Genomic DNA, 24,549 nt, shown 5'->3' with positions numbered 1-24,549 from the left:
AGTTTTATTCAAATAATTTTTAGTTCAAAAAATTAAAATCGGCATCCCTTTAGAAATGCTTAGGACAACTTAACATTTTTTTTGCCTCTACCATGATTAAATTGACTCGATTTCAAACTACTAAAATGCAAATTTTATGAATCAACCAAAAACCTTTCCGCAACAAGATCAAAAACAACCGGGGGATCAGCATAAAATGGATCCCCAACCCGTGGTGATCAGAGACTCTTACAAAGGCAGTGAAAAGCTGAAAGGGAAAAATGCATTAATTACCGGGGGAGACAGTGGTATAGGGCAAAGTGTGGCTGTACATTTTGCTCGCGAAGGTGCTAATATTGCCATTATCTATCTTGAGGAAGATGAAGATGCCCTGGAAACAAAAAAACTTATTGAAGCCGAAGGACAAGAGTGTTTTTTACTGGAAGGAGACATTAAAGACCCAGAATTTTGCAAAAAAGCGGTAAAGCACGTAGTGACAGAGTTTGGTGGTTTAGATATATTAATCAATAATGCGGCAGTTCAGTTTCCCAAAGATTCTATTCAGGATATAAGTATTGATCAGTTAAAGGAAACTTTCGAAACCAATATTTATCCGTATTTCTATATTCTAAAAGAAGCACTACACCACTTAAAAGAAAATTCGACTATTGTTAATACCACTTCAGTCACTTCGTATCGTGGTAGTTCTCATTTGTTAGATTACGCCAGCACTAAAGGAGCCATCACCAGTTTCACAAGAAGTTTATCTTCGATGCTGGTTTCAAAAGGAATTAGGGTAAATGCTGTTGCTCCCGGACCAATATGGACACCTTTAATTCCGGCTACATTTGAAGATGTTACCAAATTTGGACAAAAAGTACCTATGGGTCGCGCCGGGCAACCGGGAGAAGTTGCTCCTGCCTATGTTTTCCTCGCCAGTGAAGATAGCAGTTATATCACCGGGCAAACCATTCATGTTAACGGAGGCGAATTAATAGGAGGATAATCATAAATTAAAATCAACAAAATGGAGAAATGGTTTGAAGCATCAGGCACAAGTTTAATTGCAATAGTACTTAGTGCCATAGGAATTTATATTACCGTAATAGTTTACACCAGAATCGCAGGCAAAAGAAGCTTTTCTAAAATGTCAAGCTTCGATTTTGCAATGACTATTGCCAGTGGAAGTATCTTGGCTTCAACCATTCTATTAAAGAATGTAAGTTTAATACAGGGCGCAGTTGGTTTATTGGTGGTTTATATTTTACAAATTGGTACTGCATTTTTAAGACGTTATCCTAAATTTCGAAAAATAACCGACAACGAGCCATTATTGCTTATGGAGGAAGGAAAGATTTTTCATGAAAATTTAAAGAAGGCAAGAGTAACCGAATCTGATCTGCGGGGAAAACTCAGGGAAGCCAACGTGATTCAACTTTCTGAAGTAAGAGCGGTTATTTTTGAAACAACCGGAGATGTCTCTGTACTCCACTCTAACCCGGATAAAAAATTAGAAGAATGGCTTATTAAAGATGTAAATCGAAATTAGTAATTTGCGCGTATAATTTTCATTTCGAAAAAATGTACCAGCCTCAACAGTATAAAAAGGATGACCCAGAATTTATCTTTAAGTTTATTCAAAATCATCCTTTTGCCACCATGGTCAGCCAATCAAATAACCTGATGGCAACGCATATTCCTGTTTTAGTTGAAGGTAGGGCACAAAACTTTAAGCTATATGCTCATATCGCTAATCATAACGAGCAACTAAAAACCTTAAAGGATGGTACCGAGATTCTACTGATTTTTCAGGGTACTCAGGGCTATGTAAGTTCTTCCTGGTATACCGAAAAAGATATTAGCACCTGGGATTATTCGGCTGTGCATGTAAACGCTCGCATTAAACTTCAAACTCAAGAAGAATTAGAAAGTTCTTTAAAAAAGCTGGTCAATACTTTCGAAAATAAACAAAATTCACCTCTTTTTTATGACGAAATTCCACAGCAAATGCTGTTGGATCATTTACCGCTAATTACCGGATTTTGGGCTGAACCCTTTAAAATTAAAGGGATTGCAAAATTACACCAGGGCTATAAAAAAGAAGACATAAAATCTTCTATTGATCATTTAGAAAAAGGAGATGCCCAACAAAAATTACTTGCGAAAGATATTAAAGAAGAAAACGACTTATAGAAATCCCGTTATAACGCTTTATATTTCCTTTTTTCAATACTCCACTAATTCTCCATAAAGTTTCTCTTGTTGTCATGTAAACTTCAGATAGAGTTGTCCATCATTATAAAACTCTATATAATTCTCTAGCATCTTTTTCCGAAAAAAGTATATTTTCTGCGTTAAAAATCTTCTTAACTTTTAGATTTCCATTCTGATGAAATTTTTGGATCTGACCAATAGGCTAGTTTTGTCGATCTCCTGAAGACTCAGAAAAACCAAATTTTGATGACAGTGCTAAACTAAATATAAAATCGAATGCAATATACTTTAGAACCCATATAAGATACTCAAAACCAGAACAGCAAAAAACTATACATTCTTTTTACGGTATCGCATATTTAGCATTTCGATCGCCAGCGAAAAAAACACTGAAAAATAGATATATCCTTTAGGCACATGATAATGCAAAGCTTCTACGATGAGCATTACTCCGATTAAAATTAAAAAACTTAAAGCTAAAATCTGGATTGTAGGATGATTGTTTACAAAATCACTTACCGCTTTAGCAAAAATCATCATTACCAAAATTGAAATAATAACTGCTATAATCATCAAAATCACCTGTGTAGTTAAACCAACCGCAGTTAAAATTGAGTCAAACGAAAAAATAATATCCAGCATTACAATTTGAGCAATAGCCAGATTAAAGGATTTTACTTTTATCTCCTTTTCAGTTTCGTGTTGCCCTTCAACTTTATGATGGATTTCCAATGTACTTTTTACCAAAAGGAAAAGCCCTCCAGCTAACAGAATAATATCTCTCCAACTCAAGTCAAAATCACCAAAAGTTAATACCGGTTTTGTTAATCCAATAATCCACGTAATCCCTAAAAGCAGCAGTACACGCGTAAGCATGGCTAGTGTAAGACCGCCAATTCTGGCTTTCTTTTGCTGGTGTTTTGGTAATTTACCGGCTACCAGCGAAATAAAAATGATATTATCAATACCAAGCACTATCTCCATAAATGTTAAGGTAAGCAAGGCTACCCAGGTATCTGCCTGTAGAAAAATTTCCATCTAAATAAATCAACTTGTTTATTGAAAATTAAATATTAAATCATTAAAAATAGATAAGAAAAGCTTAAAAATTAAGAAGCAATCGTCATACAATTTTATAGTTTGTCTTTCCTTAAGCAGGGAAATTTTTGGAACAATCTTAAAATAATTAAGGACTGCCATTACTATTCCCTTTTAACCTGTGATTAATATTTAGTTAATATCAGTAAAATGAATCTTCGCTATTTTTATTGAGTTATGAACCATAATTATGATAACTAACCTAATGAAAAGAAGATCTCTTTTAAAAGGACTTGGCGCAGCAGCTTTAACTCCTTCATTATCACTTATTCCCAAACCTAAAAAAGACACTCCTGTGTTACGCGTAGCACATATTACAGATGTTCATCTTAAAAATGATTTAGGAGCCCCTAAAAAGTTTGAGCGTTGCTTACATCATATTCAGCAACATTCGCCAAAAGTAGATCTTATTCTTAATGGTGGAGACATTGTTTTCGACATGAATAAGGAAAAACGAAGCGATATTGATGCTCAATGGAAATTAATGGAAATGATGATGAAAAATGAAAATGATATTCCGGTAAAATACTGTTTAGGCAATCACGATATTTGGTGGAATGAAGACTCTAAAAATGAGATTTTTTACGGAAAACAATACTCTCTCGATCGATTAGAACTAAAAGAGTCCTATTATAGCTTTAAGCAGAGTGGCTGGAAATTCATTATCCTGGATAGCACCCATCAGGATATCGATGATACATGGTACATTGTTAAACTTGGAGATCGGCAAATGCAATGGTTAACAACCGAATTAAAGAACACTCCTAAAAAAACACCCATAGTGATCATGTCACACATCCCTATTTTAACCTCGGTCCTGATGATACAGGACAATGTAGTGAACCGTTGGGAATTTTTAGGGGGTGATATGCATACCGATTGCGCAGAACTAACTAATTTATTTTACGAGTACTCCAACATAAAACTTTGCCTTAGCGGTCATATACATATACGTGACAAAGTGGTATATAATGATGTCACTTATATTTGTGATGGGGCAGTAAGTGGAGCCTGGTGGGATGGTATTCGCCGACAAACCAAACCGGGGTATGGATTAATCGATCTTTATGCCGATGGTAGTTTTAATGAAAGCTATATTACCTATTAAAAAAGGTACCAGGAAATTTACCCTCTCTACTGATAAACCGAAACCAAGAACTTAACTATACAAGAGGTATAGACCGCAAGACCTTTTTTTAATTTCTGGCATTTTAGGAGGTGCCGGGATAGGGTATTTTACCTTTTGGAGGCGATAATAAAAAAGCTCCACTAAAAGTGGAGCTTTTTTATTTTATCGATCACCAACGGTTGCGGCTAGATAACCAATGCCTTGCAAGACATCTTCCTTTTCTTCAAAATTCTTAATCATTAAAGTTTTATTGCTGATATCATATTTTTGATCAAATATTAAAAAAGCCTTTTCTAAAAACAGTGCAATGTAAAACTTTGATGGTCTATGTAAAAGTGCTGAGTTTATACTTATACCACTTTTATCAATATAAATAAATCGTTTTGAAAATGGTTTCCAATGAGAAGAAACTTTAATTTCAAAATTAGAATTTTTTAATCGTTTTAAAAATTCGGCTACAACATTCTCATTATAATGCTGATCTAAAAATCCCTTTAAATCTTCATAAAAATGAGCACTATTAATAATTTGATTAGAGCGAGATACCATATTATATACCTTTAGATGCGCTCCGGTATAGATTAGCTTCATAGTCCCTGTGAGTTAGTTTAGTAGATTCAAAATTAAACAGTTACCATAAACTTCTACAAAATTTAACATTAAAATTTCATCAATAAATTGATAATTGCAGATTTCCTATAAAATGCAATCTAAATATTCCGAATTAGAAATACTCCTCATAAAAAAGCTCCTAAAACTAAGAAGCCTGTAATTTATCATTAACTATTTTGTACGAATTTGCACACAAAATAAGAGGTCAATATAATCTGCTTTTCTAGCATCTACTTTTTGCACTTCAGTAAAATATTAATCCTGGATTTTAATTTTCATTCCTCTCTGAAGAACTCTAATTTATCCAAATATCGTTAGTATGATCAACTATTCACACTTCAATTATTTTGATAAAAAGCTTTTATACATATTTCGTTTTACCCGGCGTAGGAATAGGATATTCACCATTTTCCATTGGCTGTGTTGGCGGAACACTATCCCAGTTTATTTCTTCAGGCATCAATATATGATTTGAGTTCATTGCCGCTTCCCAGGTGATTACTTGCCCGCTATAGGTCGCCATACGCCCTATTATTGCAGTCATAGTACTCTTAGCCCCATTTTCTGCATCACTTATCACCTCTCCATTTCGAATCGCGGCAAATAGCCGATCGTGCTCTACTTGATAGGGATTTGGATCATTTTCTCCTCTGTAGGTAAAAATATCACTTCCTTTTATATCCGTAATTCTAGCCACACCGGCATCATTAGTTTCCACCTTTCCTTTGGTTCCCTGAAAAGCTTCCGCTACTTTAGACATCGTTCCCGGTTGGTGCCTACACTGACTTGAAATAACAGCACCACTCGGATAAGTAAATTCAACAAAATGATGATCAAAAATCTCTCCATGTTCAGGACCTTTTCTAACTTCTCTTCCTCCCATACCTTGTGCAGCAATAGGATATTCACCTATAAACCAATTCGCAACATCGATGTTATGTATATGCTGTTCTAAAATATGATCTCCACACAACCAGTTAAAATAATACCAGTTCCTCATTTGATATTCCATCTCGGTTTGTTCTGGTTTTCTAGGATGTACCCAAACCCCGGCACTATTCCAATATACTTGTCCTGATACAATATCTCCAACCTTATCATCTCTTATTTGACTAGCAATTTCGATATAATTTTTTTGATAGCGCCTTTGTAAACCTACTACTACATTTTGTTTATTTTCTTTAGCAATTTTCGCCATTTTAAGTACTTTCCTTATACCAGGAACATCGGTAGCTACAGGTTTTTCCATAAAAACATGCTTTCCTGCCTGTATAGCATACTCAAAATGGTGAGGCCTAAATCCAGGAGGTGTAGTTAAAATAACCACGTCTGCCAAATCTATTGCTTTCTTGTACGCATCGAAGCCTATAAACTGATGCTCCCCTTTTACATTAATTTTTGTAGTACCATCAAACTCTTCCTTTAAGGCTGTATAACTACTGTCCAAACGATCTTTAAAAGCATCTGCCATTGCGACTAATTCTATATTATCATCTGCTTTCAGGGCCTGATTTGCTGCACCTGTTCCACGCCCGCCACAACCTACCAAAGCGAGTTTTAATTTTTTATCATTAAACACATTAAACATTGAATTTATAGTTGTTGAAGGCATCATTATACCTGCTGTTACAAGGGCACTATTCTTACAAAATTCCCTTCTGGAGTTTTTGTTATTTTGGTTATCGTATTTCATCATTTAATATTTTATAGTTTATTCTCCCCAGTATTTTTTTAGCTCCTGGACTGAAGGAGGGTTAGGATCCCTTACTATTCTAAATCCAACGAATGGGGCGTCGGTATTCCACCATTTGCTTTTTGGAAATTGAGGATCTCTTCTTTTCCATTCTTTACTAGAAAAGAATCTTGCACTACTTCTTAATTTAAAAGCATCATCTTTATAGGACCCTCCTCTTACACTATTGGGATACACTGAAGTGGGGACATTAAAGGGGTTTTTACTGATTTTATCTGCGCTTTTATAATATTTTGGATCATAGGCATCGAGCGTCCACTCTGCAACATTTCCATAAACATCATAAAGCCCCCATGAATTTGGTTGCTTTTCTCCTACTTTGTGATAAGAAGCATCACTATTTGCCGCGTACCATGCGAAGTTTGCTAAAGCCATAGGATCTTCTCCAAAAAAATAAGATGAATTACTACCTGCTCTTGCAGCATACTCCCATTCAGCCTCCGTGGGCAGGCGATAAAAATCACCTGTTTTTGCAGAGAGCCATTTACAAAATTGGGATGCTGCTAAATATGTTACATTTCCTACAGGAAGGTCTTTTCCTTTCCCCATACCCAAACTCATATCTACATACGGAATTGTAGCCCCCGACACTGCATCAATATCAACTTTAATGATATCTGATTTCTGAAATTCCTGATCCTCTATACTACGTTCCAAGTACAAATTATACAAATCCCAGGTGGTTTCGTATTTAGCCATCCAAAACTCATCTAATGCTACTTTATGGGGCGGTTTTTCCTCTTCTGGCGATTGTGTATTCCCTCCCATCACAAAAGTTCCAGCAGGAATTGCTATCATTTCTAGCTTAAGACTGGTTCCAGGAAAATCTAAAGTATAATCCTGTAGTTTGCTTTGTCCATAAAGAATGATGGATAAAAAGAAACAGAAAGTAAAAAAACAATATTTCTTCATACCTAAAAATCATCAGATACCTTGTAGGCTTCTATAACTGCCAGCTCTCCTTGCTCGCCTTCTCCAGAGTTGCCGTGCTCCATCCCTATAATTCCTTTGTAGCCTTTTTGATGAATATATTTAAAAACATTATTATAATTAATTTCACCTGTAGTAGGCTCATTTCTACCTGGATTATCACCTACTTGAAAATAACCTATTTCATCCCAGCAAGCTTCTATATTGGGAAGTAGATTACCTTCCTGAATTTGCTGATGATAAACATCAAAAAGAATCTTGCAAGATGGACTCGCTACCGCCTTACAAATTTGATAAGCCTGGGGGGATTCTGAGAGAAAGAGTCCTGGATGATCTCTAAAATTTAAAGGTTCTAATACCATCGTAATGTCATGAGGCTCTAAAATATCTGCAGCAAATTTTAAACTCTCAATCACATTGGCTGTTTGATATTGCATATGTTGACGAACATTTATATATCCGGGAACCACAGTCATCCATTTAGCATTTACTCGTTTAGCAACTTCTACCGACTCTTTTATTTCTTTTAAAAATTCTTCTCTAAGTGCCTTATCGCCATTCGTTAGATTAGGAGAGGTCCAATAAATTTTATGCGCAACAAAGACCCCCATTTCTATATTTCTCTTTTGCATTGTTGCAGCCATTTTCTCCTGTACTTCTATAGGCCTATCCTTCATTCCATTATCTTCAAAAGCTGTAAAGCCTTGATCTGCCATAAAATTTAGTTGGTCTATAACATCTTTTCCTGCTAAATTTTGAAACATGCCTAAATGGGGCGCATAATTTAATTTGAATTGATGGGGCTCCTTTTCTTCTCGCAGTATATTGATATCACTCATTATTGTTTTAGGATATACACTTAAACCTCCAATACCTGCTAATGCTGAAATTTTCAAATTTTGCTTTACAAAATTTCTTCTATCCATGATTTATAAATTAATTTTAAGAATACAGCGACATTTAATAACCTGGGTTTTGAACCAGCAGATCGTTTCTATTCATTTCGTCTCTATGAATAGAAATAAAATACATTTTATCTAACCACTGACGATTTTCCACCCCTGGATTTAACTCAGCTGGAGTGTAGTTATAATTATAAGAGTCAGGATCGTAATGATATTGGGTTACGTTGGCTCCTGATTTTAAAGTAGCTCGTACTTCAATCGTTCTAATTTGATTTCCAAATTTTTCCGGGGCAATCATCCACCGCCTAACATCATGAAACCGATGCTCTTCATAAGCCAATTCTATTCTTCTCTCATTGCGATAACGATTCATTAATTCCTCTCCAGTATCTGTGATTGCCGGCATTCCTGCACGGAATCTAATTTTATTGAGCCATTCTCTCGCCATATCTTCTCTACCTGTTTCTATTGCTGCCTCAATATAATTTAATACTGCCTCTGTATACCTAAACATAGGAAAAGGGATAGTTTGCCTGGTGTTTTGGTCTATAATTGCCGGATCGGGATCTATAAATTTGCGCATAGTATAACCGGTATAACTTCCATTCCAGTCCTCAATATCACTATTTCGGGTATCTAATCCCCAATACGTTACTTTTTCTCCATTATTATTAATGATTTCATACCTCCCTGTTTGTATTTCTCCATAGGGATCACTTCCTGCTACGTCACTTGTTCTTGGTTTCCAATCTGCGCCGTCATATAAAATTGACGCATAAAATCTGGGATCTCGATCCTGATAAGGATTACTTGCATGTTCCTGGTTAGACCAACTAAAGGTTTCCCCTTCAATTGTCTCGTATGCATCTACTAAATCCTGGGTAGGGGTATTTCCGGACCAGTTATGGTAGCCATTAGGACCATTATATAGGTTTATATTAGCTCCTCCTTCATTTTTTTCGTCCACAAAATATCTCCCTAGAATGATTTCTTTACTTGCTTCGGCATCCGCAACGGCGCTTCCTCCCGCAAGTGAAGCGGCTATATAATTTGCTTCTCCTACTTCTGGAGATACTTTTCCCGATAGATCTAACTTATATCCTTCGCCCTCCTGAACTACTTCCTGTGCTGCGTTAAAAGCTAACTCCCAACGATTTGACTGACTTCCTGAAGTATACCCTAAATACTCCGGATTAGAGTACCCGGCTATTAATGAAGAATTTAAAGAGGCTGTTGTTATATCGTGTAAATCACTAGCTGCATATAATAAAACCCTTGCTTTCAAAGCTTTTGAAGCAAGACTACTGGTTCTACCATCACCTAAATTAGCTCCTTCTAACAAACTTGCTGCGGTTTCACAATCTTTCACAATAAATGCTATGAGCTCCTCAAAAGTAGCGCGCGGTACTGAATAATCTGCAGTACCTAGTTCGTATACAAAATCAATAATAGGTACTGCTCCATAATATCTCATTAGTTGTTGATAAAAGAAGGCTCTCATAAAATATGTTTCTCCCAGCATTACATCTATTTCATCCTGGGTAACATCACTTCCAAATGAAGGATTCTCCAGGTTCTCAATAGCGATATTAGTTGCTCTTATACGGCTATACATATCGCTCCAATTATAATTGTAGTTTATCCAACCTTGGTCGGCTGGATTACTTCTAGATTCTGTAATAGTGTTTATACCCCTCCCAGGATGTGTAAATAAGGCTTCATCGGTTAAAGATGCTTGCATTTGCTCATCAAAACCTCCTTGTCCAAAACCGTTATAAAGTTCTAACACAAAAGCTCTAGCAAGAGAAGGATCCCTCCATACCTCTCTATCTGTAACCTCATCTAGCGGTTTTGTGTTCACGAAATCATCATTACATCCGGTAAAAGAAACAACTGCTATCAGGGCTATAAGTAAATATTTTTTTATGTATCGTAAATGCTTCATGACTTTCTGAATTTTCTAATTAGAAATTAATACGTGCTCCTAGATTAATAATTTTGGATTGCGGATAATATTGCCCGATAGAATTTACCGCTTCTGGATCGAAAGATTCCATCCCCGTCCAGGTCACTAGGTTATATGCGCTTACATAAAGTCTAAAATTATTTATACCCACCTTATCTGCTAATTGTTGCGGAAGATTATATCCTAATTCAATATTTTTCAATCTTAAATAGTCCGTACTTTGTAACCAGTACGTATTACCAAATGAATAATATTGATTTCCCCGATCTGCTATTCTAGGATGCGTACTACTTGGGTTATCAATAGTCCATCGGTTATCGTATACTTCTTTCAAATAGTTTCCTATAGATCCAGACTCATCTGCACCTACCCGTAATTCTCCTCCTGCGGCTCCCTGAAACAATACTGACAGATCAAAATCTTTATATTGAAAATTAAAATTTACGCCCCCTTGAAACGTGGGCTGTGTAGTTTTATCTCTTCTTACCTGATCATCTGGAGTAATAGCACCATCGCCATCATAATCTCTGTACTTCATATCACCAGGCCTAAGATTATTAGTTATAGCGCTATAATCGATAGTATTATTATCTATTTCTTCCTGTGTGGCAAACACTCCATCGTACTCATAATATAAGCCGGCATTAATCATTCGTCCAGTAGACCTTTGCCACTGGGGTGCGCCAGGTGCTTCATCCCAAAATACAATCTTGTTTTTAGCATATCCTCCATTAATACTAGCACTAAACATTAAGTCTCCAAATTGATTATTGTAGCCTAATTGAAAATCCCATCCCCGGTTTTCTACTTCTCCAATATTTTCTGCAGGAAGACTCATCCCTGTGGTTTGCGGTACCGAAGCATTTCTCCTCCATAATATACTACTACGTTTATTAAGGAAGAGGTCTAACGTGAAATTCACTTTCCCCTCCCACATACGACCATCAAAACCAAGATTATAATTATTCGCAACCTCCCATGTTACTGCGGTATTGGGAACGCGAGTTTCAAATAAGGTTTGACTTAGCGCACTGCCTGTTACATAATTACTGAATCCATAAGTGGCGAAGTATTGATATTCTTGCAGCTCGTCATCATAATAAATATTATCATTTCCCATTTGTCCATAAGAAGCTCTTATTTTGAAGAAGTTGATTAGCTTAAGGTTCTCTTTCCAAAAATTCTCTTCAGAGACTCTCCATCCAATCATCACCCCTGGAAAAAAACCATATCTACTGTCCTCAGGAAACATATAACTTCCATCGTATCGCCAAAGAAATTCTGCTAAATATTTTTCTTTATAATTATAGCCAACCCGACCAAAATAATTTAGTCTTGCTCTTTCCCAGGCACGACCATCATTATCTTTTTCTGCATCCCCGCCTGCAAAAAGCTGATCTATTACGGTAGAAATAAAATATCGACGATAAGCACTAAAACTATCATTTCTAATAGTTTCTCTATTTACCCCGGCAAGAACATTAATTTGATGGAATCCAAATTTTCGCTCAAAATTTAAAACTCCTCCTAATAAGATATTGAGCTGATCCTGATTTCCCTGATTTAAATTTGGCTCTGCAGGACCTCTTTTCCCTCTTACAAGTTCTGGGGTACCATCATCGGTATATCCTCCCTGCCATGTATACAGATACCATGGTATTTCCCATCTTTTCGTTTGTTGAATATATTTATCGACAGCAGCTGTACCTGTAAACTTTAAACCTTTTACCCAAGGAATCTCTATATCTAATTGACCATTAGATTGAAAATAATATCTTCTATCTCTATCATAACCTGTTTGATCTGTAGTAATCACAACTGGGTTTTCTCCATACTCTATATCTGGTCCCGGCATGCCATTAGGCCAGTAGGCCGGCTGGGTTGGAGAACTACGCATTAACATTCTAAAAATGCTGGATGCCGGTTTGGTTGGATAATTACGATCTTCCTGCCTTCCCAGCACCCCTATTTTTGCAGTTATATAATCGTTAATTTTAGCATCCATATTTAACCTGATATCGTATTGCTTATAATTGGTAGCCGATTTTTTATAATAGGCATCCTGATTTTGATAACCAATAGTAGATAAGATCTTTAAATCTTCTGTTCCTCCTGTAATTTGTAAAGTATGCCTACTTTGTGTAGACCAGTCTTTTAAAGTTTCTGAGAACCAATCGGTGTCTGGATGAAACCAAGGATCGCTACCATCTTGAAACTGACGTATGTCCTCTGGTGAAAAGGGAGCTGTAACTTCGCCTCCAGATGGTCTTGTATAAACACCATCGCTCATAAAACCTGCATTAGCAGGACTCCATTCGCTCACGGGAAGCTTGTAAATTTCTAGCTCATTACGCATCATAGCGTATTGTGATGCATTGGCAAGATCAGGGATAACGGTGGGCTTTGAAAAACCTAAATTATAATCATAAGATAGTGATGTTTTCCCTACTTTTCCTCTTTTGGTAGTGACCAGGATAACCCCATTTGCTGCACGAGCTCCATAAATTGCTGCTGATGCATCTTTTAGTACTGAAATATCTTTAATATCTGCAGGGTTAAGTCTGCTAAAACCTCCTTGCCTATCCGGAATTCCATCGATAACTACCAGAGGGCTATTATCTCCAAAAGAATTACTCCCTCGAATACTAATGGTTGATCCATCATAACCAGGCTCACCACTATTCTGGGTGGCAACCACCCCGGGCATTCTTCCTGTTAATGCATTAGAAACGTTTAAAGTGGGGGACTTCGCTAATTCCTCACTACTAACGGTAGCAACAGCACCTGTAATTACTTCTCGCCGCTGTTCGCTATATCCCACTAATACAACTTCATCTAATTGTGCCTGGTCTTCCTCCATAAAAATCTCTATAGAAGTTTTACCCTCTAACCTCCTTTCCATGGTTTTAAAACCTATAAAAGAGAATACCAAAACTGCATCATTGGAAGACACGTTAAGTTTGAAATTTCCATCAAAATCCGTAACCGCTCCATTAGAAGTGCCTTTTTCAACAACACTCACACCGGGCATTGGTAACTGATCAGCCGAAGATTTAACAGTTCCGGTGATTTGAGTTTGAAATAAAGAACTTTCTAACTTGAGCGGTGAGGCAGAGAGTGACGAAAGCGCAAATAAACTGAATACGATAAACGCAAAAGGCTTGTACCTAATGCAAAGTTTTTTTTTCATTCGAAAATCTTTAATTGGTTAGCAAATCAATCGAAAACGTTTTCGTGCATAAATAAAAAAACAGTCGGAATGACTATAAGAAAATTTAAAACAAACAACACTTAAAAGTATGTTATCGAATATATAAATTAATTAACATTTATCAAAGAATTTATTAAATAAATACTAAAATAACACATAAACTTTATTTTCGATAATACTGCGCAACCTTCAAAGATCAGTTTTTTTTTTAAAGAATTAAAGAATACGAGGGGACTCCTGCTGGAGATTAAAATTCTTGTTATGCATCTATAGACTATTCATCTTTAACTTTCTCAGATAAGACTTACAGTCTATAGTTATGTAATACAGATGTAATATGAATTGAAAATTTTCATCCAAATTCATATCATTTAGTTCCAAAAATTTGAATGATAAGTTTAAAAAAATATAATTGAATAGCTACTAGAAATATTTTGTGTCATAACTCATAATGTTATGAAAAATCAACCAATTTTCATGGAATCTCCCCATTTCGATAAGTTATATCCTAAAAATTGAAATTTTTTCACCTAAGTGCTTATTAGATTCCAGGTTTAGATTTCTTTTTTATAAGACCGATAAAATCTAAAAAACCTCTTATGCTCCAGTATCAGGCATAAGAGATTATATTATACTGAAAATCGATAAATTACAAATGAAATTTTTAAAGTAAATCTGTGTCTTTTTAGCAAGATTTATTTTAAAAATAATATCGATGCTAAAATTATATACTAGGCAATTCTGTACGAATTCGGTCCCAAAAACCAGGATTAAAGAGATAGGCAGCGCCTATCACCCCAACTTTTTCGGCTTCCGTAACAATTCTAATCTTGGTTTTTAGTTTCCCTTCAGCTATACAATCCTCAAGTATGTCCAGAAAATAAGATGAAGCTTTGGCGATATTTCCACCAATAAATAAAACATCTGTATCAAAAGCTTTAAGGTGTGGGTATAAAAATTCACATAAATTATTAGCAAAATCGGTAAATACCAGTTTCATATTTTCCGGATCACTATCAATAAGTTCTTTGACACCACAACCGGCAGTATCATTGCCGGTTAAACCTCCATAATGATTAATAAGCCAGCGTGTAGAAAAATAATCATCTGCAATACCGTCCTTAAAATCCTTATCCCATAAACAACCATTTTCAGGAACTCCGTTTCCGGTTATTAAAGGCACCTTATTCTTAAGAAAAGTAGCTCCAAATCCTGTACCCAGAGTAATTGCTATAGTATGATCTTCGTTTAAGTTTTCTAAGAGGTCGCTTCCTACTCCAAAAGAAGAAGCGTCGTTTAGAAATCGCAGCTTTATATTACTGTTTTGTATTTCCCTGGCTAGCCCATCGATGATCGAGACATTATAAAGACTTTCATACTTATCATTTCTTTCGTATTTACCAATCCCATTTGCATAGTCAAAAGGCCCGGGGATAGCTATCCCTACCCCAAGGAGATGATTACTGTTAAGATCTACTGCGTTTATCGAATTGTTTAAACAGGATGCCCACTGTTTTAAAATAACTTCTTTTGTAGATTTATTATCTATTTTTTGATTGTAATAACTGTTTTCTATTACCGAAAAAGAATCTAAGTCTATGGCTGCACTGGTGATATGAGTCCCCCCAATATCTGCACCTATGGCTATATTCATTTAATATAAATTTTCAAATTTATGTTCATCACCAATTTATAGAGATTTTCGCTCCTTCAGGATTATTTGCAAATTGTAAAAGTAAGGTTTTACTCTGTTGGTCATATTCGTAATGGATATCTGGTGATTTACGTAATGGATTATTATTTAATAAAATTGATTCTGGTTGCTGCGGAAGCAAAATCCTCATGCTATTGTTGGTATCAAGCGGACTCTTACAAACAAAAGAATATGATTTAGCATTTATTTCTTCATCATAAATCCTACTTGCTGAAGCCAAAACCTGTGGTTTATTTTTATCTTCTACACTATTAATATTGTATAAAAAGCTTTGCTCACCTGGCTTGGTGATCTTCTCTGAAATTACCGGAAGCTCAGGATCAAACAAATTAATATAACTTCCTGTAGTTATTACTGGCACCTTAGAGACACTTTCGTCTAAAGTTGCAATAAGCTCATAAACACCCCTAACCAGTTTAAAATTGTTTTTATATTGAAGCTTCTTCCCATTATTAACTTCCGCATAAGCGGTATTGATCGCATTCAGAAAAGTCTCATCCCCATTTTTATTAATCACAAAATCTTTTGGATTCTGCTTTATAAAATAAATCTTTCCTTTTCCTGCTTTGTAAACTTTATTATTCTCTGGATAATCTACATGCAACAAATCGGTTAAATGCTCTATCGGTTTTTTATAACTAAAATCCCCTGTATTCCACCATTCTTCCACTTGCTGGTAAGGATCATTATCGGCACTCGTATACACTAAAACTCCGCCTTCCTTAATCCATTTGGCAAGATATTTATGCTCTTCTGGATTATTGGGCTTCATATTAGAATAACTAAGAATCAATATTTTTTTATTCTGAAGGCTAGATTTATAGCCCAGATTTTCCAGATGAACGGTTTCAACAGGAATCCCTCTTTTTAAAAGCGGAAAAGTCTGACCGTAAAAATTTGAAAAGTTAGGGTCTTCGTATCCGTCGTGATTTGGGAAGGTTTGAAACATTAAAGAATTACTCATTGCCACTGCAATTCCCTGATCTCCGCTTACCTTATTTTCAGAAACCTGGATATCGTTCAACGCATTTATCATAATCTGCATTTGCGTTGCATATGCTTTTGGAATAAGGATTTTCTTTTCTCTTCCTGCTACGCTATATGGCCTGGTATAAATTCGCTCTGGCCAAGGCATTACTTCATAATTGGCATTTCCCGGGTATAATAATTTCGCAACAAATGTCGCCTGATAATTCTTTTTATAGTCTTCCCAACTTTGATTGCGGTCTTCAATAGGATCGGTAAGAAAGAAAATTTTTCTATCGGTAGGTGCCGTCATCGAAACCATAGAACCGTATTCTAAAAAAGCATTTTCAAAGGTTCTTTCTTTCAAAATACCACTAAAATAATTTGGTGTTCTTGAAGTGCCTGTCCACACCTGGGCGATATACCCATCAATTCCTTCCAAAGAAGCCAAACTGGCTTCCGGACTCACAATATGCCATGCCGAATAATTTACCAGAGAATGCGTAGGAATATATACTTTTACATCAATTCCTTTGTCCTCACCATAAGACTTTGCAAACTTAGAAACCTCATCAATAGCATTATAATAAAGTTGATATTTTAATTTATTAGAAAGCCATGTACTTTCTGGTGATTCGTGTTGTGCCTGCCAGGGAAACCCATAATGATTTTCCCATTCTTTTTTAAACTGAGAACTATAACCTGCCCTCGTCCAGAATTCAGGTTCCTCTAAATAAATAGAGCTAATACCTGCGTCAATCACGGTCTTTACAATCGCATTCTTCATATAATCCAGGAAAGACGAATTTGGAACGATATAGGGAACATTTTTACCATGCCAAATAGTATCTCCACTTTGTTCTACCTGTCCTTCACCAAAATGAGTCTTCCCATCCCATTCTCCTAAAAAATAATCCTGATAAGAACCCCATGCTATTCCTGTCATAAAATGAGTAGCATATCCTCTATCCCTCCAGGATTTCACCCTGCTTAAAAATGTAGAAGAAGGATCATGATCTGAAGGATTGCCATTAACGCCATAAACGATAGCAATATCACTTCTAACGTCAATCTGTGGCAACCATTTACTACTGGTTTGAAAAGCGGTTTTAGCCTTAGGCACCACAGATGATTCTGTTTGCGCTATGACAATCGAAGGAAGTAAAATAGCCCAGCAAAAAAATTTTATTTTTAATAATGTTAAGAGCTTTTTCATTAGAAATGATTGATAATTAAGCTTATACTCCAACAGCTTCCGCTTTTAATTCTTACAGATCGTATTCTTTAGTCATAAATAAAATAAAGTTTCGAATATAATAAAACGTTTTAGCAAATTAAAACATTTTCGACGAATTATAGAAGTTGAATGCTTAACAACCTTCCTTAAACCATAAACAACTACGCTTTAATGCTTCTAAAAGAAGAATAGAAAATATTCATAAGAAAACAAAATACACTTAAATATCTACAACAATAACAACATAAGAGTAAATAAAATTTAAACAAAAGGTTAATAAAGTACAAAGTAATGATAATATTAAGTTAAAAATAAACCTGTTTTGTGATTAGATTAGCTGTTATTCCCAACACCTAAAATTTACAATATGCATCAAAAAAACAATTCTCAATCAATCCCCTTAATGTATAAGCAAAGGTTTTACCTTCTCTTTTTGCTATTTTTCATTACAGGAACAAGCATGTTTGCCCAAGATCAAATAATGGGAAAAATTATCGACAATAACGGTATGCCATTACTTGGCGCTACCGTTGTTGAGAAAGGAACCTCTAATGGTACACAATCTGATATGGATGGAAATTTCACCCTTCAGATTACTAATCCACAAAATGCTATTTTAGTGATTTCTTATGTAGGATTCTCTACCCAGGAAGTACCTATTAACGGAAAAAAAACTATTGAAATCACTTTAGAGGAAGATTCTGAAGCGCTTAGTGAGGTAGTCGTAACGGCTTTAGGAATTAAAAGTGAAAAAAGAGCTTTAGGATACGCCACTGCTGAAGTTGACGGTGGTAACTTAAGTTCGGTAAAAGCCACCAATAACTTTGTCAATGCCTTGAGCGGTAAAGTTGCAGGGGTACAAATTTCCAGTGCTTCCAGCCAGCCAGGTAGCGGCGCTCGTATTGTGATTAGAGGCGGCTCTTCGATTACAGGAAATAACCAACCCCTTCTAGTGGTAAACGGTGTTCCTTTTGATGCGGCTAACGGAAGTAGCTCTTCCGGACTTGCGGATATCGATCCTAATTCGATAGAAAGTTTAAGTGTATTAAAAGGTGCGGCTGCATCAGCTTTATACGGCAGTGAAGCCGCCAATGGTGTAATATTGGTAACCACTAAATCTGGGACTTTCAACATGAAACCAGTTATAAGCCTTAGCAGTTCTATCAGTTTTGATGATATTTATGAAATCCCACTTCAGGACAAATGGTCACAGGGATATTGGCAAAATGACGATTGGGTGTATGTCGATGGAAACTCTTCTTTTACTTCAACCAGTTTTGGCCCTAGAATTTCAGATGTTCCTGGTGCACAATTATATGACCGCTGGGATATCTTTGAAACCGGAATCACGAACGAAAATAGTCTTAGCATTACCGGGGGTGGAGAGAAAGCCTCATACTATATTAGCTATAGTAACTTAAATAATAATGGTATATTATCTCCGCTTGAGTTCAGAAGAAACGCTATAAATGCCAACACTTCTTTTAAATTCACTCCAAAACTTACTGTTTCTTCAAACATCCTTTACACCACTCAAAAGAATGAACGACTTTTTGAGGATAGCTCCAACAGCTCTTTTATGAATACTTTGATGGCCACGCCTAATACTTGGAATCCCTATCCTATTTATGATGAAGATGGAAGCTTAAGATCTTATAGAGGTGGTTCCCGAGATCCTTATACCTGGGTATTGGACAATGTTGGCGCTACCAATGAAAGGGATCGTTTTGCCGGAACTTTTATTATCGAATATGAAATCCTGGACCATTTAAAATTTAGATCTGTAACAGGTATTAGCACCACAAGCGCCTATTCTAATTCCTTTTATAACCTTGGTGGTTATGCCTCGGTACAGGGAAGTTATAGCTCTTCAGAAAGATTTAGCCGTGATATCGAATCAACTGAAACGATAACCTATGACAACGATTTTGGTGATTTTGAAGTAAATGTCATGCTTGGCCATAATATTCAGGAAAATAAATGGAGAGGAAATTACTTTAACGGAAACGGACTGATCCTGCCTGGAATTTACAATTCCACCAATGTTAGTGGATATTCTGCTTATGATGACCGGGGAATGTTTAGATCCTATTCCTTTTTTGGACAGGCTATGCTAGGCTATAAAAAAATGCTTTATTATACCGTGACCGGTAGAAACGACTGGGCCTCCAGTTTAGCAGACAGTTTCTTTTACCCCAGCCACAGTTTAGGTCTCGTATTTACAGAACTTTTACCAAAAAATGATATTTTAAATTTCGGGAAATTTAGAGCCAGTTACGCAAAGGTAGGCTCTCCGGCTAATGCTTATGCAAGAAATAATCCACTGGTTTCTGCAGGTGGGGATGGAGTAATGTGGCCATTTAATGGTCAGAGAAGTTACTTATCGTCATCAAGAATTCCAAACAACAATCTTACAAACGAATTTAAAAGCGAAGTAGAGCTTGGGTTAGAGCTACGATTGCTAAAAAGTCGTTTAAATTTCGATATTTCTTATTATCATAACTGGAGTGAAAACCAAATTCTATCTGAACAATTTTTAGCTTCTACAGGGTATACTTATGGAACCGTAAATATTGGTGGAATTACTCATAAGGGACTTGAAGTTGGTATTAATGCTGTGCCAATCCAAACCGAATTCTTCAACTGGGATTTAAGCCTGAACTGGTCTAAAGATAACTCTAATGTAGATCGATTAGGTAGCAATAACGAGCCGATAAGTGTAGGCTCTTATGGTTACGCCATTGTAGACCAGCCTTACCCAGTTATTTATGGCCTTGGCTTTTTAAGAGACGATGAAGGCAGACTGGTTCTGGACGATACTCCTGGCTTAAGTTATGGCAGACCTCTTGCGGATAATAGCGGTAATCAGATTTTGGGACAAACAGCACCAGAATGGATTGGAAGTTTAAGAAACACTTTAAGCTATAAAAATCTTTCGCTAATGTTTCAATTTGATGTCTCTAAAGGTGGAAATCTGTATAGCCTTAATGATCATTACCTTTCATATTACGGCATGGCAGCTCATCAAAATAATCGACCAGATGATAACATGACAACTTTCGATGGTGTTATGGGACATTACGATTCTGCTACTGGAGAAGTAGTGGTCACCAGTGAAACACCGCAGCCTACAAGATATGATCTTTACTATCAAACCGTAGCACAATCGGTTTTAGAAGATAACATCATGCCTAAAGATTACATCAAGCTTAGAGAGGTACAGCTTGCTTATAATCTGCCCAATAAACTGGTTGCCAGCGCCGGTTTACAAGATGTACAAATCGCTTTCTCAGGAAGAAATTTATGGAGAAGCTTTCACGATGACTTTGAAGGCCCAGATCCCGAAATTAATACCGATGGTATTACTAACGGAAATGGCTACCTAAGCTACAGCTTACCTACAACAAAAACATACTCAATTACCCTAACTGCAAAATTTTAAAATGAGAATTATGAACAAGATACAACAACTATATAAAATTCGATTTTTAATAATTTTTAGCACCTTTTTTATAACTGGTTGCGAATCCTGGACAGATATCGATACCGATCCCGACAATATTACTGCCGGGCCAGCGATAACTGAAGATATAATGCTTATTGGAATAGAGGCCGAATGGGTTGAAACGGCCAACGAAAAATTCGAGACCTGGTATGGTTATCCAACATGGTTGTCCTGGTTTGCTATAGAAGGTTCTAATGCCATTGTAAATGTAGACCCGGGCTTTGGAAACGAAGTTTGGAACTCCTACTCTTATTCTTTAAAACACGCGGTAGAACTTCATGATTTTGCTGAACAAAACGGTAATACGTATTATCAGGGAATCGCAGGAGTTATTGCTGCACATCATTGGTTTTATATCGCCGATGTTTATGACCAGGCACCCTTAGAACAGGCCATGACCGGTTTAGAAAATCAGCAACCAGAACTGGCGACTCAGGAAGAATTATATGCCCACGCCAATGCTCTCTTAGATGAAGCTATTAACCTTTTTAAAAACACCGATGGTGGTGAACTTTTACCGGGACAGGATGATTATATGCTAAACGGTGATATTGATCGTTGGGTGCGTTTTGCATATTCTTTAAAAGCCAGACAGGCTATGAGAAGAATTTATGCCCCGGGAGTAGACCAGGATGCGCAAATCTCTGCAATCCTTTCTTATCTGGAAAAAGGAATGACTTCTAATGAAGATAATGTAATGTGGCGACACCTTGAAGATCTGGCAAACGCCAACCCACTCTATAATTATATGACCAGAGCTTATAGTGGTGGTCGTGGATTGACTCCGGGAAACTTTCTTATCGATATGATGAATGCATATGAAGATCCCAGAAGGCCGATAATGTTTACCAATGCAGAGGCCGATCCGAATGGCTATATGGGTCATTTTGCAGGTGCAGCAGTTCAGGCAGGGAATAGACCAAGCCATTACAGATTCGATTACCTTTCTATGTCATACCCAGATCATATCATGCTTTATTCTGAATCTAAATTTTTAGAAGCTGAAGCCTATGCCTTCAGAAACGAATGGGAGTTAGCTGAGATCGCTATGAAAGAAGGAAATCGTGCCGATATGGAATATATGGAAGTACCCCAAGAACAAATTATAAGCTATAATGCACAACCTTCTTTAGATATGCCAACAAATCTTGAAGACGCTCAACAGCTGATCATTCAGCAAAAATACCTATCAAACATCTTTAGAACCGGGGAAACCTATTTTGATTATGTAAGGACCGGTTACCCAGAATTTGATTTTGAATATATGATACAAAATACCAACGCCAGTACCACTTTCGCCAGAAGATTTCCTTATCCATTAAATGAAATAGAGCGAAATCCAAACGTTCGCGCTGTTGGCCAACCCGATTGGTTTAACAAAGGGACCACCTGGGATAACAAAAACTAATTCGAAATTGCTAAATCTTTAAGCATGTACAAATTCAAAAAAACAAAAAGCTTTCTTTATGCTTTAATTATCTCTGTCCTTACACTCTGCTGCCAAAAAGCACTAGCTCAGGACGATAGTTTTGTACCCTGCCAGGTAATGCCCATGCTAATGACCAATCATCAGGCAGACATGGGTGACCTGGTACGCTATTACTCTCCCTCAAACGCTTATCGATGGGGAAGAATTTCAGATTCAGGTGGGTCTCAAGAAAGACGCGATCGCATTATAGTCCTAAATGAAAAATATCTGGCTGAATTAGATAAAATCAACTTTAGTGAACTTCCGCAAGAATGTAAAGTAGATTATATTTTATTTAAACGTGACCTTAAGCATGAGATTAATGAAGCCAAAAAACATGCTAAGATTTATACAGAAGTTAAAAGCTGGTTTCCGTTTTCAGAAAACATCTATCAATATCTAAAACGAAGACGAAGAGGCTATCAATTAGATGCTAAAGAAGTTGCCAAAAACTGGAATGCTTCAGCAAAACAAATAGACTCTTTACTTCCCCTTTTAAAAGAAGAACAATCGTTAGACAAAGACCAGGTTCAGGAAGCCGTTTTAGTCATCGAAGACCTAAAAAATTCAGCGGCAAATGTTTTTTCATTTTATAATAATTACGACCCCATGTTTACCTGGTGGGTTCCTACTACTTACAAAGCTTTAGATTCCAGCTTAGCAACGTTTAAAACTACTTTTGAAGCTAAATTAGAAAACAAACGTCCTGTTGATAAAAGTGGTATTATTGGTTATCCCGTGGGAAGAAATGAACTGGTAAAACAGTTAGAATACGAAATGATCCCATACACTCCTGAAGAACTTATAGAAATTGCTAATAAAGAGTTTGCCTGGTGCGATGCTGCACTTTTAAAAGCGGCAGAAGAAATGGGATTTGGAAAAGACTGGAAAGCTGCACAGGAAAAAGTTAAAAATGCTTATGTAGCTCCAGGACTGCAGCCTGAAGCCATGTTAAAGCTTTACAATGAATCTATTGCATTCTTAAAAGAAAAAGACCTTATTAGCGTACCGCCGTTAGCCGAAGAAACCTGGGGCATGCAAATGATGTCTCCAGAAAGACAATTGGTTAATCCATTTTTTACCGGCGGCACCAACATCACCATTTCTTATCCCACCAGCGGAATGACCTATGAGCAAAAAATGATGAGTATGCGTGGTAACAATCCGCATTTTTCCAAAGCTACTGTTCATCACGAATTAATTGCCGGTCACAATTTAGAAGGCTTTATGAACAACCGCTACAGAACCTATAGAAACTATCGCACCCCATTTTGGACAGAAGGTTGGTCTCTTTATTGGGAATTATTACTTTGGGATGAAGGCTTTCCAAGTGGCCCGGAAGACCGTATTGGAATGCTATTTTGGCATATGCACCGTTGCGCCCGGATTATCTTCTCCTTAAACTATCATTTAGGAAAATGGACTCCCCAGCAATGTATTGATTTTCTGATAGACCGTGTAGGCTTTGAGCCTGCGAATGCTGAAGGAGAAGTACGACGCTCTTTTATTGGAAGTTACCCCCCATTATATCAGTTAGCTTATCTAACCGGTGGCAGACAATTTTATGCCCTTAGAGAAGAGCTGGTAAAAACAGGTAAAATGACCAATAAAGAATTTCACGATAAAATCATGAGACTTAATTCTATGCCAATAGAAATGATAAGAGCGATCTTAACCGATCAGGAGCTTAAGGAAAATTTTAAAACCTCCTGGCAATTCTACGATTCGATCGACTAAGCTATTAATAATCAAAAATGCTTAATTAAACCAACCCGGAATATTGTTTATGTGATCTAAACAATTTTCCGGGTTATTTTTTGTATTAGCCCCTGTACTGAAATCAAACTCGATTTATCTTTAAC

Annotated in this window: 16 protein-coding genes; 7 read left to right on the top strand and 9 right to left on the bottom strand. The window is 36.5% G+C overall.

Going from position 1 to position 24,549, the window contains the following annotated elements:
* Nucleotides 1-136: 136 nt before the first annotated feature.
* From AC13DP_RS21160 to AC13DP_RS21150, 3 genes are read left to right on the top strand one after another with little or no spacing between them, the layout of a single operon-like run.
* A complete protein-coding gene (locus AC13DP_RS21160) occupies nucleotides 137-985 on the top strand; it encodes an SDR family oxidoreductase (RefSeq protein WP_013073595.1) in 849 nt (282 codons plus the stop codon).
* A 21-nt stretch (nucleotides 986-1,006) separates the two neighbouring features.
* A complete protein-coding gene (locus AC13DP_RS21155; protein WP_013073596.1) occupies nucleotides 1,007-1,528 on the top strand; it encodes a DUF421 domain-containing protein in 522 nt (173 codons plus the stop codon).
* Nucleotides 1,529-1,560: 32 nt separating this feature from the next.
* Nucleotides 1,561-2,172 carry an FMN-binding negative transcriptional regulator gene (locus AC13DP_RS21150; protein ID WP_483068414.1) on the top strand — a complete coding sequence of 204 codons (612 nt, stop codon included), beginning with the start codon at nucleotides 1,561-1,563 and terminating at the stop codon, nucleotides 2,170-2,172.
* A gap of 351 nt (nucleotides 2,173-2,523) precedes the next feature.
* Here the strand turns inward: AC13DP_RS21150 and AC13DP_RS21145 are convergent, their stop codons facing one another.
* A complete protein-coding gene (locus tag AC13DP_RS21145; protein WP_013073598.1) occupies nucleotides 2,524-3,231 on the bottom strand; it encodes a TerC family protein in 708 nt (235 codons plus the stop codon).
* 265 nt (nucleotides 3,232-3,496) lie between these two features.
* Between AC13DP_RS21145 and AC13DP_RS21140 the strand changes: the two genes are divergently transcribed.
* Nucleotides 3,497-4,399: a metallophosphoesterase family protein gene (locus tag AC13DP_RS21140; protein ID WP_483068413.1), complete on the top strand. Its 903-nt coding sequence runs from the start codon at nucleotides 3,497-3,499 to the stop codon at nucleotides 4,397-4,399.
* 183 nt (nucleotides 4,400-4,582) lie between these two features.
* On the opposite strand, the gene AC13DP_RS21135 is transcribed toward AC13DP_RS21140, so the two are convergent.
* From AC13DP_RS21135 to AC13DP_RS21100, 8 genes are all read right to left on the bottom strand, one after another.
* Complete coding sequence (locus AC13DP_RS21135) at nucleotides 4,583-5,011, bottom strand: hypothetical protein (RefSeq protein WP_013073600.1); 429 nt, start codon at nucleotides 5,009-5,011, stop codon at nucleotides 4,583-4,585.
* A 382-nt stretch (nucleotides 5,012-5,393) separates the two neighbouring features.
* Nucleotides 5,394-6,728 (bottom strand): Gfo/Idh/MocA family protein, encoded by a 1,335-nt coding sequence (locus tag AC13DP_RS21130; protein WP_347407203.1) that lies wholly within the window; start codon nucleotides 6,726-6,728, stop codon nucleotides 5,394-5,396.
* Nucleotides 6,729-6,743: 15 nt separating this feature from the next.
* Nucleotides 6,744-7,697, bottom strand: coding sequence for a formylglycine-generating enzyme family protein (locus tag AC13DP_RS21125; RefSeq protein ID WP_483068412.1), 954 nt, complete (start codon nucleotides 7,695-7,697; stop codon nucleotides 6,744-6,746).
* Between the two features lie 2 nt (nucleotides 7,698-7,699).
* Nucleotides 7,700-8,641: a hydroxypyruvate isomerase family protein gene (locus AC13DP_RS21120; RefSeq protein ID WP_483068411.1), complete on the bottom strand. Its 942-nt coding sequence runs from the start codon at nucleotides 8,639-8,641 to the stop codon at nucleotides 7,700-7,702.
* 34 nt (nucleotides 8,642-8,675) lie between these two features.
* Nucleotides 8,676-10,565: a RagB/SusD family nutrient uptake outer membrane protein gene (locus AC13DP_RS21115; protein WP_483068410.1), complete on the bottom strand. Its 1,890-nt coding sequence runs from the start codon at nucleotides 10,563-10,565 to the stop codon at nucleotides 8,676-8,678.
* A 19-nt stretch (nucleotides 10,566-10,584) separates the two neighbouring features.
* Nucleotides 10,585-13,776: a SusC/RagA family TonB-linked outer membrane protein gene (locus tag AC13DP_RS21110; RefSeq protein WP_483068409.1), complete on the bottom strand. Its 3,192-nt coding sequence runs from the start codon at nucleotides 13,774-13,776 to the stop codon at nucleotides 10,585-10,587.
* Nucleotides 13,777-14,521: 745 nt separating this feature from the next.
* Nucleotides 14,522-15,451: an ROK family protein gene (locus AC13DP_RS21105; protein ID WP_013073606.1), complete on the bottom strand. Its 930-nt coding sequence runs from the start codon at nucleotides 15,449-15,451 to the stop codon at nucleotides 14,522-14,524.
* A 28-nt stretch (nucleotides 15,452-15,479) separates the two neighbouring features.
* On the bottom strand, nucleotides 15,480-17,693 hold the full coding sequence (locus AC13DP_RS21100) for a hypothetical protein (protein WP_483068408.1): 2,214 nt from the start codon (nucleotides 17,691-17,693) through the stop codon (nucleotides 15,480-15,482).
* Between the two features lie 502 nt (nucleotides 17,694-18,195).
* Between AC13DP_RS21100 and AC13DP_RS21095 the strand changes: the two genes are divergently transcribed.
* Genes AC13DP_RS21095 through AC13DP_RS21085 form a run of 3 tightly spaced genes read left to right on the top strand, consistent with a single transcriptional unit; the run spans nucleotide 18,196 to nucleotide 24,424 of the window.
* Nucleotides 18,196-21,156 (top strand): SusC/RagA family TonB-linked outer membrane protein, encoded by a 2,961-nt coding sequence (locus tag AC13DP_RS21095; RefSeq protein ID WP_483068407.1) that lies wholly within the window; start codon nucleotides 18,196-18,198, stop codon nucleotides 21,154-21,156.
* A 10-nt stretch (nucleotides 21,157-21,166) separates the two neighbouring features.
* Nucleotides 21,167-22,627, top strand: coding sequence for a SusD/RagB family nutrient-binding outer membrane lipoprotein (locus AC13DP_RS21090; protein ID WP_483068406.1), 1,461 nt, complete (start codon nucleotides 21,167-21,169; stop codon nucleotides 22,625-22,627).
* 24 nt (nucleotides 22,628-22,651) lie between these two features.
* Complete coding sequence (locus AC13DP_RS21085; protein ID WP_013073610.1) at nucleotides 22,652-24,424, top strand: DUF885 family protein; 1,773 nt, start codon at nucleotides 22,652-22,654, stop codon at nucleotides 24,422-24,424.
* Nucleotides 24,425-24,549 lie beyond the last annotated feature (125 nt).

This window comes from Zunongwangia sp. L-65 (genome assembly GCF_056859415.1).
Note: the sequence above shows the minus strand (reverse complement) of the source record. Positions and strands in the feature narration are given on the sequence as shown.